Origin of the sequence: Escherichia sp. R1, assembly GCF_003000935.1 — a bacterium.
In the GTDB taxonomy this organism is placed as follows: Bacteria; Pseudomonadota; Gammaproteobacteria; order Enterobacterales; family Enterobacteriaceae; genus Escherichia; species Escherichia coli.
The window spans coordinates 1-14,737 of sequence record NZ_PSRU01000031.1; the positions used below are offsets into that span (position 1 = coordinate 1).

General features: G+C 52.4%; 10 protein-coding genes and 1 pseudogene. 9 read left to right on the forward strand and 2 right to left on the reverse strand.

Going from position 1 to position 14,737, the window contains the following annotated elements:
• The 9 genes and pseudogenes from tuf to rpoC all read left to right on the forward strand — a co-directional run.
• Window positions 1–272: pseudogene (gene tuf, locus C4F37_RS24950) on the forward strand (elongation factor Tu); the annotation flags it as partial.
• Between the two features lie 229 nt (window positions 273–501).
• Window positions 502–885 carry a preprotein translocase subunit SecE gene (secE, locus tag C4F37_RS24955; RefSeq protein WP_001275702.1) on the forward strand — a complete coding sequence of 128 codons (384 nt, stop codon included), beginning with the start codon at window positions 502–504 and terminating at the stop codon, window positions 883–885.
• Between the two features lies 1 nt (window position 886).
• Window positions 887–1,432 (forward strand): transcription termination/antitermination protein NusG, encoded by a 546-nt coding sequence (gene nusG, locus C4F37_RS24960; protein ID WP_001287521.1) that lies wholly within the window; start codon window positions 887–889, stop codon window positions 1,430–1,432.
• A gap of 158 nt (window positions 1,433–1,590) precedes the next feature.
• Window positions 1,591–2,019 (forward strand): 50S ribosomal protein L11, encoded by a 429-nt coding sequence (rplK, locus tag C4F37_RS24965; protein WP_001085926.1) that lies wholly within the window; start codon window positions 1,591–1,593, stop codon window positions 2,017–2,019.
• Window positions 2,020–2,022: 3 nt separating this feature from the next.
• On the forward strand, window positions 2,023–2,727 hold the full coding sequence (gene rplA / locus C4F37_RS24970) for a 50S ribosomal protein L1 (protein WP_001096684.1): 705 nt from the start codon (window positions 2,023–2,025) through the stop codon (window positions 2,725–2,727).
• 291 nt (window positions 2,728–3,018) lie between these two features.
• Window positions 3,019–3,516 carry a 50S ribosomal protein L10 gene (gene rplJ, locus C4F37_RS24980; RefSeq protein WP_001207201.1) on the forward strand — a complete coding sequence of 166 codons (498 nt, stop codon included), beginning with the start codon at window positions 3,019–3,021 and terminating at the stop codon, window positions 3,514–3,516.
• 66 nt (window positions 3,517–3,582) lie between these two features.
• Window positions 3,583–3,948, forward strand: coding sequence for a 50S ribosomal protein L7/L12 (rplL, locus tag C4F37_RS24985; RefSeq protein WP_000028878.1), 366 nt, complete (start codon window positions 3,583–3,585; stop codon window positions 3,946–3,948).
• A 319-nt stretch (window positions 3,949–4,267) separates the two neighbouring features.
• On the forward strand, window positions 4,268–8,296 hold the full coding sequence (gene rpoB, locus C4F37_RS24990; protein ID WP_000263098.1) for a DNA-directed RNA polymerase subunit beta: 4,029 nt from the start codon (window positions 4,268–4,270) through the stop codon (window positions 8,294–8,296).
• A 76-nt stretch (window positions 8,297–8,372) separates the two neighbouring features.
• A complete protein-coding gene (rpoC, locus tag C4F37_RS24995) occupies window positions 8,373–12,596 on the forward strand; it encodes a DNA-directed RNA polymerase subunit beta' (RefSeq protein WP_000653952.1) in 4,224 nt (1,407 codons plus the stop codon).
• Window positions 12,597–12,836: 240 nt separating this feature from the next.
• Here the strand turns inward: rpoC and thiH are convergent, their stop codons facing one another.
• Window positions 12,837–13,970 (reverse strand): 2-iminoacetate synthase ThiH, encoded by a 1,134-nt coding sequence (thiH, locus tag C4F37_RS25000; protein WP_001540373.1) that lies wholly within the window; start codon window positions 13,968–13,970, stop codon window positions 12,837–12,839.
• Window positions 13,967–14,737 carry a thiazole synthase gene (gene thiG / locus C4F37_RS25005; protein ID WP_000902349.1) on the reverse strand — a complete coding sequence of 257 codons (771 nt, stop codon included), beginning with the start codon at window positions 14,735–14,737 and terminating at the stop codon, window positions 13,967–13,969. Before thiG ends, thiH begins: the two co-directional genes overlap by 4 nt.

Here is a 14,737-nt window from a genome sequence, read left to right on the forward strand (position 1 = left end):
TCGAATCTGAAGTGTACATTCTGTCCAAAGATGAAGGCGGTCGTCATACTCCGTTCTTCAAAGGCTACCGTCCGCAGTTCTACTTCCGTACTACTGACGTGACTGGTACCATCGAACTGCCGGAAGGTGTAGAGATGGTAATGCCGGGCGACAACATCAAAATGGTTGTTACCCTGATCCACCCGATCGCGATGGACGACGGTCTGCGTTTCGCAATCCGTGAAGGCGGCCGTACCGTTGGCGCGGGCGTTGTAGCAAAAGTTCTGAGCTAATTGCCGATAACATTTGACGCAATGCGCACTAAAAGGGCATCATTTGATGCCCTTTTTGCACGCTTTCGTACCAGAACCTGGCTCATCAGTGATTTTCTTTGTCATAATCATTGCTGAGACAGGCTCTGTTGAGGGCGTATAATCCGAAAAGCTAATACGCGTTTCGATTTGGTTTGCCTCGCGATCGCGGGGTGAAAATGTTTGTAGAATACTTCTGACAGGTTGGTTTATGAGTGCGAATACCGAAGCTCAAGGAAGCGGGCGCGGCCTGGAAGCGATGAAGTGGGTCGTTGTGGTGGCATTGCTCCTGGTAGCGATTGTCGGCAACTACCTTTATCGCGACATTATGCTGCCGCTGCGTGCGCTGGCCGTAGTAATTCTGATTGCTGCAGCGGGTGGTGTCGCGCTGTTAACGACAAAAGGTAAAGCAACCGTTGCTTTTGCCCGTGAAGCGCGTACCGAAGTCCGTAAGGTCATTTGGCCGACTCGCCAGGAAACATTGCACACCACGCTGATTGTGGCTGCGGTTACCGCAGTAATGTCACTGATCCTGTGGGGACTGGATGGTATTCTGGTTCGCCTGGTATCCTTTATCACTGGCCTGAGGTTCTGAGATGTCTGAAGCTCCTAAAAAGCGCTGGTACGTCGTTCAGGCGTTTTCCGGTTTTGAAGGCCGCGTAGCAACGTCGCTGCGTGAGCATATCAAATTACACAACATGGAAGAGTTGTTTGGTGAAGTCATGGTACCAACCGAAGAAGTGGTTGAAATCCGTGGCGGTCAGCGTCGCAAAAGCGAACGTAAATTCTTCCCTGGCTACGTCCTCGTTCAGATGGTGATGAACGACGCGAGCTGGCACCTGGTGCGCAGCGTACCGCGTGTGATGGGCTTCATCGGCGGTACTTCCGATCGTCCTGCGCCAATCAGCGATAAAGAAGTCGATGCGATTATGAACCGCCTGCAGCAGGTTGGTGATAAGCCGCGTCCGAAAACGTTGTTTGAACCGGGTGAAATGGTCCGTGTTAATGATGGTCCGTTCGCTGACTTCAACGGCGTTGTTGAAGAAGTTGATTACGAGAAATCTCGTCTGAAAGTGTCTGTTTCTATCTTCGGTCGTGCGACCCCTGTAGAGCTGGACTTCAGCCAGGTTGAAAAAGCTTAACCCAGCGATCAAAAAAGCGGCGATTTAATCGTTGCACAAGGCGCGAGATTGGAATACAATTTCGCGCCTTTTGTTTTTATGGGCCTTGCCCGTAAAACGATTTTTTATATCACGGGGAGCCTCTCAGAGGCGTTATTACCCAACTTGAGGAATTTATAATGGCTAAGAAAGTACAAGCCTATGTCAAGCTGCAGGTTGCAGCTGGTATGGCTAACCCGAGTCCGCCAGTAGGTCCGGCTCTGGGTCAGCAGGGCGTAAACATCATGGAATTCTGCAAAGCGTTCAACGCAAAAACTGATTCCATCGAAAAAGGTCTGCCGATTCCGGTAGTAATCACTGTTTACGCTGACCGTTCTTTCACTTTCGTTACCAAGACTCCGCCGGCAGCAGTTCTGCTGAAAAAAGCGGCTGGTATCAAGTCTGGTTCCGGTAAGCCGAACAAAGACAAAGTGGGTAAAATTTCCCGCGCTCAGCTGCAGGAAATCGCGCAGACCAAAGCTGCCGACATGACTGGTGCCGACATTGAAGCGATGACTCGCTCCATCGAAGGTACTGCACGTTCCATGGGCCTGGTAGTGGAGGACTAAGAAATGGCTAAACTGACCAAGCGCATGCGTGTTATCCGCGAGAAAGTTGATGCAACCAAACAGTACGACATCAACGAAGCTATCGCTCTGCTGAAAGAACTGGCGACTGCTAAATTCGTAGAAAGCGTGGACGTAGCTGTTAACCTCGGCATCGACGCTCGTAAATCTGACCAGAACGTACGTGGTGCAACTGTACTGCCGCACGGTACTGGCCGTTCCGTTCGCGTAGCCGTATTTACCCAGGGTGCAAACGCTGAAGCTGCTAAAGCTGCAGGTGCTGAACTGGTAGGTATGGAAGATCTGGCTGACCAGATCAAGAAAGGCGAAATGAACTTTGACGTTGTTATTGCTTCTCCGGATGCAATGCGCGTTGTTGGCCAGCTGGGCCAGGTTCTGGGTCCGCGCGGCCTGATGCCAAACCCGAAAGTGGGTACTGTAACGCCGAACGTTGCTGAAGCGGTTAAAAACGCTAAAGCTGGCCAGGTTCGTTACCGTAACGACAAAAACGGCATCATCCACACCACCATCGGTAAAGTGGACTTTGACGCTGACAAACTGAAAGAAAACCTGGAAGCTCTGCTGGTTGCGCTGAAAAAAGCAAAACCGACTCAGGCGAAAGGCGTGTACATCAAGAAAGTTAGCATCTCTACCACCATGGGTGCAGGTGTTGCAGTTGACCAGGCTGGCCTGAGCGCTTCTGTAAACTAATGCCTTTACGTGGGCGGTGATTTTGTCTACAATCTTACCCCCACGTATGCTAACGAAAGTTAGCAGCTAAAAAGATTTGTTCGTTGGAGCCTGGCCTATCCAGGCCTCCGTCGAAGACCGCAGGAGTTTCGCAAGAAACTTAATCCCCTGCGTAGACGGTGACAGAACGCTAAGATTATTCTTTTATATTCTGGCTTGTTTCTGCTCACCGTAATTAAGACGCTCTCTCCGTTTGGAGGAGTGAAGTGAGTTCCAGAGATTTTCTCTGGCAAACATCCAGGAGCAAAGCTAATGGCTTTAAATCTTCAAGACAAACAAGCGATTGTTGCTGAAGTCAGCGAAGTAGCCAAAGGCGCGCTGTCTGCAGTAGTTGCGGATTCCCGTGGCGTAACTGTAGATAAAATGACTGAACTGCGTAAAGCAGGTCGCGAAGCTGGCGTATACATGCGTGTTGTTCGTAACACCCTGCTGCGCCGTGCTGTTGAAGGTACTCCGTTCGAGTGCCTGAAAGATGCGTTTGTTGGTCCGACCCTGATTGCATACTCTATGGAACACCCGGGCGCTGCTGCTCGTCTGTTCAAAGAGTTCGCGAAAGCGAATGCAAAATTTGAGGTCAAAGCCGCTGCCTTTGAAGGTGAGCTGATCCCGGCGTCTCAGATCGACCGCCTGGCAACTCTGCCGACCTACGAAGAAGCAATTGCACGCCTGATGGCAACCATGAAAGAAGCTTCGGCTGGCAAACTGGTTCGTACTCTGGCTGCTGTACGCGATGCGAAAGAAGCTGCTTAATCGCAGTTATCTTTTTAACGCATTCGCTTACGTATAAACTTATTCTGATATTCAGGAACAATTTAAATGTCTATCACTAAAGATCAAATCATTGAAGCAGTTGCAGCTATGTCTGTAATGGACGTTGTAGAACTGATCTCTGCAATGGAAGAAAAATTCGGTGTTTCCGCTGCTGCTGCTGTAGCTGTAGCTGCTGGCCCGGTTGAAGCTGCTGAAGAAAAAACTGAATTCGACGTAATTCTGAAAGCTGCTGGCGCTAACAAAGTTGCTGTTATCAAAGCAGTACGTGGCGCAACTGGCCTGGGTCTGAAAGAAGCTAAAGACCTGGTTGAATCTGCACCGGCTGCTCTGAAAGAAGGCGTGAGCAAAGACGACGCAGAAGCACTGAAAAAAGCTCTGGAAGAAGCTGGCGCTGAAGTTGAAGTTAAATAAGCCAACCCTTCCGGTTGCAGCCTGAGAAATCAGGCTGATGGCTGGTGACTTTTTAGTCACCAGCCTTTTTGCGCTGTAAGGCGCCAGTAGCGTTTCACACTGTTTGACTACTGCTGTGCCTTTCAATGCTTGTTTCTATCGACGACTTAATATACTGCGACAGGACGCCCGTTCTGTGTAAATCGCAATGAAATGGTTTAAGCGTGATAGCAACAGGCATTGCGGAAAGTGTTCCATTTTCCGGTCAACAAAATAGTGTTGCACAAACTGTCCGCTCAATGGACAGATGGGTCGACTTGTCAGCGAGCTGAGGAACCCTATGGTTTACTCCTATACCGAGAAAAAACGTATTCGTAAGGATTTTGGTAAACGTCCACAAGTTCTGGATGTACCTTATCTCCTTTCTATCCAGCTTGACTCGTTTCAGAAATTTATCGAGCAAGATCCTGAAGGGCAGTATGGTCTGGAAGCTGCTTTCCGTTCCGTATTCCCGATTCAGAGCTACAGCGGTAATTCCGAGCTGCAATACGTCAGCTACCGCCTTGGCGAACCGGTGTTTGACGTCCAGGAATGTCAAATCCGTGGCGTGACCTATTCCGCACCGCTGCGCGTTAAACTGCGTCTGGTGATCTATGAGCGCGAAGCGCCGGAAGGCACCGTAAAAGACATTAAAGAACAAGAAGTCTACATGGGCGAAATTCCGCTCATGACGGACAACGGTACCTTTGTTATCAACGGTACTGAGCGTGTTATCGTTTCCCAGCTGCACCGTAGTCCGGGGGTCTTTTTTGACTCCGACAAAGGTAAAACCCACTCTTCGGGTAAGGTGCTGTATAACGCGCGCATCATCCCTTACCGTGGTTCCTGGCTGGACTTCGAATTCGATCCGAAGGACAACCTGTTCGTACGTATCGACCGTCGCCGTAAACTACCTGCGACAATCATTCTGCGTGCCCTGAACTACACCACAGAGCAGATCCTCGACCTGTTCTTTGAAAAAGTTATCTTTGAAATCCGTGATAACAAGTTGCAGATGGAACTGGTGCCGGAACGCCTGCGTGGTGAAACCGCATCTTTTGACATCGAAGCTAACGGTAAAGTGTACGTAGAAAAAGGCCGCCGCATTACTGCGCGCCATATTCGCCAGCTGGAAAAAGACGACGTCAAGCTGATCGAAGTTCCGGTTGAGTACATCGCAGGTAAAGTGGTTGCTAAAGACTACATTGATGAGTCTACCGGCGAGCTGATCTGCGCAGCGAACATGGAGCTGAGCCTGGATCTGCTGGCTAAGCTGAGCCAGTCTGGTCATAAGCGTATCGAAACGCTGTTCACCAACGATCTGGATCACGGCCCATATATCTCTGAAACCTTACGTGTCGACCCAACTAACGACCGTCTGAGCGCACTGGTAGAAATCTACCGTATGATGCGCCCTGGCGAGCCGCCGACTCGTGAAGCTGCTGAAAGCCTGTTCGAGAACCTGTTCTTCTCCGAAGACCGCTATGACTTGTCTGCGGTTGGTCGTATGAAGTTCAACCGTTCTCTGCTGCGCGAAGAAATCGAAGGTTCCGGTATCCTGAGCAAAGACGACATCATTGATGTTATGAAAAAGCTCATCGATATCCGTAACGGTAAAGGCGAAGTTGATGATATCGACCACCTCGGCAACCGTCGTATCCGTTCTGTTGGCGAAATGGCGGAAAACCAGTTCCGCGTTGGCCTGGTACGTGTAGAGCGTGCGGTGAAAGAGCGTCTGTCTCTGGGCGATCTGGATACCCTGATGCCTCAGGATATGATCAACGCCAAGCCGATTTCCGCAGCAGTGAAAGAGTTCTTCGGTTCCAGCCAGCTGTCTCAGTTTATGGACCAGAACAACCCGCTGTCTGAGATTACGCACAAACGTCGTATCTCGGCACTCGGCCCAGGCGGTCTGACCCGTGAACGTGCAGGCTTCGAAGTTCGAGACGTACACCCGACTCACTACGGTCGCGTATGTCCAATCGAAACCCCTGAAGGTCCGAACATCGGTCTGATCAACTCCCTGTCCGTGTACGCACAGACTAACGAATACGGCTTCCTTGAGACTCCGTATCGTAAAGTGACCGACGGTGTTGTAACTGACGAAATTCACTATCTGTCTGCTATCGAAGAAGGCAACTACGTTATCGCCCAGGCGAACTCCAACCTGGATGAAGAAGGCCACTTCGTAGAAGACCTGGTAACTTGCCGTAGCAAAGGCGAATCCAGCTTGTTCAGCCGCGACCAGGTTGACTACATGGACGTATCCACCCAGCAGGTGGTATCCGTCGGTGCGTCCCTGATCCCGTTCCTGGAACACGATGACGCCAACCGTGCATTGATGGGTGCGAACATGCAACGTCAGGCCGTTCCGACTCTGCGTGCTGATAAGCCGCTGGTTGGTACGGGTATGGAACGTGCTGTTGCCGTTGACTCCGGTGTAACTGCGGTTGCTAAACGTGGTGGTGTCGTTCAGTACGTGGATGCTTCCCGTATCGTTATCAAAGTTAACGAAGACGAGATGTATCCGGGTGAAGCAGGTATCGACATCTACAACCTGACCAAGTACACCCGTTCTAACCAGAACACCTGTATCAACCAGATGCCGTGTGTGTCTCTGGGTGAACCGGTAGAACGCGGCGACGTGCTGGCAGACGGTCCGTCCACCGATCTCGGTGAACTGGCGCTTGGTCAGAACATGCGCGTAGCGTTCATGCCGTGGAATGGTTACAACTTCGAAGACTCCATCCTCGTATCCGAGCGTGTTGTTCAGGAAGACCGTTTCACCACCATCCATATTCAGGAACTGGCGTGTGTGTCCCGTGATACCAAGCTGGGGCCGGAAGAGATCACCGCTGACATCCCGAACGTGGGTGAAGCTGCTCTCTCCAAACTGGATGAATCCGGTATCGTTTACATTGGTGCGGAAGTGACCGGTGGCGACATTCTGGTTGGTAAGGTAACGCCGAAAGGTGAAACTCAGCTGACCCCAGAAGAAAAACTGCTGCGTGCGATCTTCGGTGAGAAAGCGTCTGACGTTAAAGACTCTTCTCTGCGCGTACCAAACGGTGTATCCGGTACGGTTATCGATGTTCAGGTCTTTACTCGCGATGGCGTAGAAAAAGACAAACGTGCGCTGGAAATCGAAGAAATGCAGCTCAAACAGGCGAAGAAAGACCTGTCTGAAGAACTGCAGATCCTCGAAGCGGGTCTGTTCAGCCGTATCCGTGCTGTGCTGGTAGCCGGTGGCGTTGAAGCTGAGAAACTCGACAAACTGCCGCGCGATCGCTGGCTGGAGCTGGGCCTGACCGACGAAGAGAAACAAAATCAGCTGGAACAGCTGGCTGAGCAGTATGACGAACTGAAACACGAGTTCGAGAAGAAACTCGAAGCGAAACGCCGCAAAATCACCCAGGGCGACGATCTGGCACCGGGCGTGCTGAAGATTGTTAAGGTATATCTGGCGGTTAAACGCCGTATCCAGCCTGGTGACAAGATGGCAGGCCGTCATGGTAACAAGGGTGTAATTTCTAAGATCAACCCGATCGAAGATATGCCTTACGATGAAAACGGTACTCCGGTAGACATCGTACTGAACCCGCTGGGCGTACCGTCTCGTATGAACATTGGTCAGATCCTCGAAACCCACCTGGGTATGGCTGCGAAAGGTATCGGCGACAAGATCAACGCCATGCTGAAACAGCAGCAAGAAGTCGCGAAACTGCGCGAATTCATCCAGCGTGCGTACGATCTGGGCGCTGATGTTCGTCAGAAAGTTGACCTGAGTACCTTCAGCGATGAAGAAGTTATGCGTCTGGCTGAAAACCTGCGCAAAGGTATGCCAATCGCAACGCCGGTCTTCGACGGTGCGAAAGAAGCAGAAATTAAAGAGCTGCTGAAACTTGGCGACCTGCCGACTTCTGGTCAGATCCGCCTGTACGACGGTCGCACTGGTGAACAGTTCGAGCGTCCGGTAACCGTTGGTTACATGTACATGCTGAAACTGAACCACCTGGTCGACGACAAGATGCACGCGCGTTCCACCGGTTCTTACAGCCTGGTTACTCAGCAGCCGCTGGGTGGTAAGGCACAGTTCGGTGGTCAGCGTTTCGGGGAGATGGAAGTGTGGGCGCTGGAAGCATATGGCGCAGCATACACCCTGCAGGAAATGCTCACCGTTAAGTCTGATGACGTGAACGGCCGTACTAAGATGTATAAAAACATCGTGGACGGCAACCATCAGATGGAGCCGGGCATGCCAGAATCCTTCAACGTATTGTTGAAAGAGATTCGTTCGCTGGGTATCAACATCGAACTGGAAGACGAGTAATTCTCGCTCAAACAGGTCACTGCTGTCGGGGTAAAACCCGGCAGCGGATTGTGCTAACTCCGACGGGAGCAAATCCGTGAAAGATTTATTAAAGTTTCTGAAAGCGCAGACTAAAACCGAAGAGTTTGATGCGATCAAAATTGCTCTGGCTTCGCCAGACATGATCCGTTCATGGTCTTTCGGTGAAGTTAAAAAGCCGGAAACCATCAACTACCGTACGTTCAAACCAGAACGTGACGGCCTTTTCTGCGCCCGTATCTTTGGGCCGGTAAAAGATTACGAGTGCCTGTGCGGTAAGTACAAGCGCCTGAAACACCGTGGCGTCATCTGTGAGAAGTGCGGTGTTGAAGTGACCCAGACTAAAGTACGCCGTGAGCGTATGGGCCACATCGAACTGGCTTCCCCGACTGCGCACATCTGGTTCCTGAAATCGCTGCCGTCCCGTATCGGCCTGCTGCTCGATATGCCGCTGCGCGATATCGAACGCGTACTGTACTTCGAATCCTATGTGGTTATCGAAGGCGGTATGACCAACCTGGAACGTCAGCAGATCCTGACTGAAGAGCAGTATCTGGACGCGCTGGAAGAGTTCGGTGACGAATTCGACGCGAAGATGGGTGCGGAAGCAATCCAGGCTCTACTGAAGAGCATGGATCTGGAGCAAGAGTGCGAACAGCTGCGTGAAGAGCTGAACGAAACCAACTCCGAAACCAAGCGTAAAAAGCTGACCAAGCGTATCAAACTGCTGGAAGCGTTCGTTCAGTCTGGTAACAAACCAGAGTGGATGATCCTGACCGTTCTGCCGGTACTGCCGCCAGATCTGCGTCCGCTGGTTCCGCTGGATGGTGGTCGTTTCGCGACTTCTGACCTGAACGATCTGTATCGTCGCGTCATTAACCGTAACAACCGTCTGAAACGTCTGCTGGATCTGGCTGCGCCGGACATCATCGTACGTAACGAAAAACGTATGCTGCAGGAAGCGGTTGACGCCCTGTTGGATAACGGTCGTCGCGGTCGTGCAATCACCGGTTCTAACAAGCGTCCTCTGAAATCTTTGGCCGACATGATCAAAGGTAAACAGGGTCGTTTCCGTCAGAACCTGCTCGGTAAGCGCGTTGACTACTCCGGTCGTTCTGTAATCACCGTAGGTCCATACCTGCGTCTGCATCAGTGCGGTCTGCCGAAGAAAATGGCGCTGGAGCTGTTCAAACCGTTCATCTACGGCAAGCTGGAACTGCGTGGTCTTGCTACCACCATCAAAGCTGCGAAGAAAATGGTTGAGCGCGAAGAAGCTGTCGTTTGGGATATCCTGGACGAAGTGATCCGCGAACACCCGGTACTGCTGAACCGTGCACCGACTCTGCACCGTCTGGGTATCCAGGCATTTGAACCGGTACTGATCGAAGGTAAAGCTATCCAGCTGCACCCGCTGGTTTGTGCGGCATATAACGCCGACTTCGATGGTGACCAGATGGCTGTTCACGTACCGCTGACGCTGGAAGCCCAGCTGGAAGCGCGTGCGCTGATGATGTCTACCAACAACATCCTGTCCCCGGCGAACGGCGAACCAATCATCGTTCCGTCTCAGGACGTTGTACTGGGTCTGTACTACATGACCCGCGACTGTGTTAACGCCAAAGGCGAAGGCATGGTGCTGACTGGCCCGAAAGAAGCAGAACGTCTGTATCGCTCTGGTCTGGCTTCTCTGCATGCGCGCGTTAAAGTGCGTATCACCGAGTATGAAAAAGATGCTAACGGTGAATTAGTAGCGAAAACCAGCCTGAAAGACACGACTGTTGGCCGTGCCATTCTGTGGATGATTGTACCGAAAGGTCTGCCTTACACCATCGTCAACCAGGCGCTGGGTAAAAAAGCAATCTCCAAAATGCTGAACACCTGCTACCGCATTCTCGGTCTGAAACCGACCGTTATTTTTGCGGACCAGATCATGTATACCGGTTTTGCATATGCAGCGCGTTCTGGTGCATCTGTTGGTATCGATGACATGGTCATCCCGGAGAAGAAACACGAAATCATCTCCGAGGCAGAAGCAGAAGTTGCTGAAATTCAGGAGCAGTTCCAGTCTGGTCTGGTAACTGCGGGCGAACGCTACAACAAAGTTATCGATATCTGGGCTGCGGCGAACGATCGTGTATCCAAAGCGATGATGGATAACCTGCAAACTGAAACCGTTATTAACCGTGACGGTCAGGAAGAGAAGCAGGTTTCCTTCAACAGCATCTACATGATGGCCGACTCCGGTGCGCGTGGTTCTGCGGCACAGATTCGTCAGCTTGCTGGTATGCGTGGTCTGATGGCGAAGCCGGATGGCTCCATCATCGAAACGCCAATCACCGCGAACTTCCGTGAAGGTCTGAACGTACTCCAGTACTTCATCTCCACCCACGGTGCTCGTAAAGGTCTGGCGGATACCGCACTGAAAACGGCGAACTCCGGTTACCTGACTCGTCGTCTGGTTGACGTGGCGCAGGACCTGGTGGTTACCGAAGACGATTGTGGTACTCATGAAGGTATCATGATGACTCCGGTTATCGAAGGTGGTGACGTTAAAGAGCCGCTGCGCGATCGCGTATTGGGTCGTGTAACTGCTGAAGACGTTCTGAAGCCGGGTACTGCTGATATCCTCGTTCCGCGCAACACGCTGCTGCACGAACAGTGGTGTGACCTGCTGGAAGAGAACTCTGTCGACGCGGTTAAAGTACGTTCTGTTGTATCTTGTGACACCGACTTTGGTGTATGTGCGCACTGCTACGGTCGTGACCTGGCGCGTGGCCACATCATTAACAAAGGTGAAGCAATCGGTGTTATCGCGGCACAGTCCATCGGTGAACCGGGTACACAGCTGACCATGCGTACGTTCCACATCGGTGGTGCGGCATCTCGTGCGGCTGCTGAATCCAGCATCCAGGTGAAAAACAAAGGTAGCATCAAGCTCAGCAACGTGAAGTCGGTTGTGAACTCCAGCGGTAAACTGGTTATCACTTCCCGTAACACCGAACTGAAACTGATCGACGAATTCGGTCGTACCAAAGAAAGCTACAAAGTACCTTACGGTGCGGTACTGGCGAAAGGCGATGGCGAACAGGTTGCTGGCGGCGAAACCGTTGCAAACTGGGACCCGCACACCATGCCGGTTATCACCGAAGTAAGCGGTTTTGTACGCTTTACTGACATGATCGACGGCCAGACCATTACTCGTCAGACCGACGAATTGACAGGTCTGTCTTCGCTGGTGGTTCTGGATTCCGCAGAACGTACCGCAGGTGGTAAAGATCTGCGTCCGGCACTGAAAATCGTTGATGCTCAGGGTAACGACGTTCTGATCCCGGGTACCGATATGCCTGCGCAGTACTTCCTGCCGGGTAAAGCGATTGTTCAGCTGGAAGATGGCGTACAGATCAGCTCTGGTGACACCCTGGCGCGTATTCCGCAGGAATCCGGCGGTACCAAGGACATCACCGGTGGTCTGCCGCGCGTTGCGGACCTGTTCGAAGCACGTCGTCCGAAAGAGCCGGCAATCCTGGCTGAAATCAGCGGTATCGTTTCCTTCGGTAAAGAAACCAAAGGTAAACGTCGTCTGGTTATCACCCCGGTAGACGGTAGCGATCCGTACGAAGAGATGATTCCGAAATGGCGTCAGCTCAACGTGTTCGAAGGTGAACGTGTAGAACGTGGTGACGTAATTTCCGACGGTCCGGAAGCGCCGCACGACATTCTGCGTCTGCGTGGTGTTCATGCTGTGACTCGTTACATCGTTAACGAAGTACAGGACGTATACCGTCTGCAGGGCGTTAAGATTAACGATAAACACATCGAAGTTATCGTTCGTCAGATGCTGCGTAAAGCTACCATCGTTAACGCGGGCAGCTCCGACTTCCTGGAAGGTGAACAGGTTGAATACTCTCGCGTCAAGATCGCAAACCGCGAACTGGAAGCGAACGGCAAAGTGGGTGCAACTTACTCCCGCGATCTGCTGGGTATCACCAAAGCGTCTCTGGCAACCGAGTCCTTCATCTCCGCGGCATCGTTCCAGGAGACCACTCGCGTGCTGACCGAAGCAGCCGTTGCGGGCAAACGCGACGAACTGCGCGGCCTGAAAGAGAACGTTATCGTGGGTCGTCTGATCCCGGCAGGTACCGGTTATGCGTACCACCAGGATCGTATGCGTCGCCGTGCTGCGGGTGAAGCTCCGGCTGCACCGCAGGTGACTGCAGAAGACGCATCTGCCAGCCTGGCAGAACTGCTGAACGCAGGTCTGGGCGGTTCTGATAACGAGTAATCGTTAATCCGCAAATAACGTAAAAACCCGCTTCGGCGGGTTTTTTTATGGGTGTTATTCAGAGGGCAAAGTCTTCACGGAATTTTTAAGAAAGGCAGGGCGAAACGAGGAAGAAGCTTTTCGCCCTGGACAACATTCCTGTTGACGGGACTACCATAAAAAAACACAACGCTTTCAACAACCTTGCGTTTTTCATCTTCCGGAGCTGCTCGGAATAAATTTACGTTCTTACATTCTGTCTCATGGCCTTTGCGATGGGCGTCCCAGATAGCTGTCCCAGTCTTTCCATACCGGCTGCAAACCCTGAGCGGTTAACGCGGCAGCAACCGCTTCCGGTCTGCGATCGTCGTGCGGTGAGAACTGTTCCAGCTCGGGGTGGTTGTCGGCATAGCCACCTGGCTGCGTTTTCGAAAAAGCGCTGACGTTATTAATTGCCAGCGGAATTACGCGATCGCGAAACCACGGTGATTCCCGCGTGGAGAGTGACAGTTCAATCTCCGGTGCAAGCAGCCGGAAAGCGCAGATGGCTTGCACTAACTGGCGTTCATCCATAATCGACGCAGGTTCAATGCCGCCAGTACATGGACGCAGGCGTGGGAAGGAGACAGAGTAGCGGCTTTGCCAGTAATGCTGTTGCAGCCATAGCAAATGTTCGGCAACCATATAGCAGTCAACTCGCCAGCTGTCGGAAAGGCCGATTAGCGCGCCGAGGCCTATCTTATCAATCCCCGCACGCCCTAGCCGATCCGGCGTTTCCAGCCGCCAGAAGAAGTCCTGTTTTTTACCTTTCAGATGATGATGGGCATAAGTCGCCTCATTATATGTCTCCTGATAAACCATTACTCCATCGAGGCCAAGCTGTTTTAACTCGGTATATTCCGCCTCCGCCAGCGGTTGCACTTCCATCTGTAGTGAAGAGAACTGTTCACGCAGGGCAGGGAGATGACGACGAAAGTAATCCATCCCCACTTTCGCCTGATGTTCACCAGTGACTAATAGCAGATGTTCAAAGCCCATCTCCCGTATAGCGGCGCTTTCCCTGGCAATATCCGCTTCATCCAGCGTTTTGCGCTTGATGCGGTTGCTCATAGAAAATCCGCAATAAGTACAGTCGTTAGCGCAAAGATTGGAAAGATAAAGCGGGACGTAGAAGCTGACGACGTTGCCAAATCGCTGACGAGTCAGACGTTGCGCTCGCTGGGCCAGTGGTTCCAGATAGCCACTGGCGGCGGGTGATAGCAATGCCATCATGTCGTCGCGGGTGAGTTGCGAGGCATTTAGCGCCCGCTCTACGTCAGCAGCCGTTTTGCCGTTGATACGCAGGTGGATGTCATCCCAGTCCAGTTGTCGCCAGCGATCGCTGAAGGTTTTCATGCCGATGCCTCCAGAAATCCAGTCAGCGGGCTGGTGGCATGAGCAAAATGACTGCGGCTGCCCGGTCCGGACTGACGTGCCAGCAGGCCTGCTTCTACCGCCAGACGAAATGCCTTCGCCATGTTGACGGGATCGTCCGCGACGGCAATCGCCGTATTCACTAACACCGCGTCGGCCCCCATTTCCAGCGCCTGCGCGGCATGGCTGGGAACGCCGATGCCAGCATCGACAACCACCGGAACGGTGGCCTGCTGGATAATAATCTCCAGCATGGCGCGGGTTTCCAGTCCCTGATTCGAGCCAATCGGCGCGCCGAGCGGCATCACCGCTGCACAGCCGACTTCTTCCAGACGTTTACACAATACCGGATCGGCTCCGCAGTAAGGCAGCACGATAAATCCCTGTTGTACCAGCGTTTCGGCGGCTTTCAGGGTTTCGATGGGATCGGGCAACAGCCAGCGGGCGTCAGGGTGAATCTCCAATTTTAGCCAGTTTGTGCCTAACGCTTCACGTGCCAGATGGGCGGCGAAAATGGCTTCTTCCGCGGTTTTCGCCCCGGAAGTATTCGGCAGCAGGGTCACACCCGCCGCGATAAGCGGTTCGAGGATAGCGTCGTTGTGCTGGCGCAAGTCGACACGTTTCATCGCCAGCGTCACCAGTTGGCTGCCGGAAGCGCGAATAGACTCCACCATCAGTTGTGAAGAGGCGAATTTTCCGGTGCCAGTAAACAGATGTGAATCAAACGTTTTGTCCGCAATATGTAACAT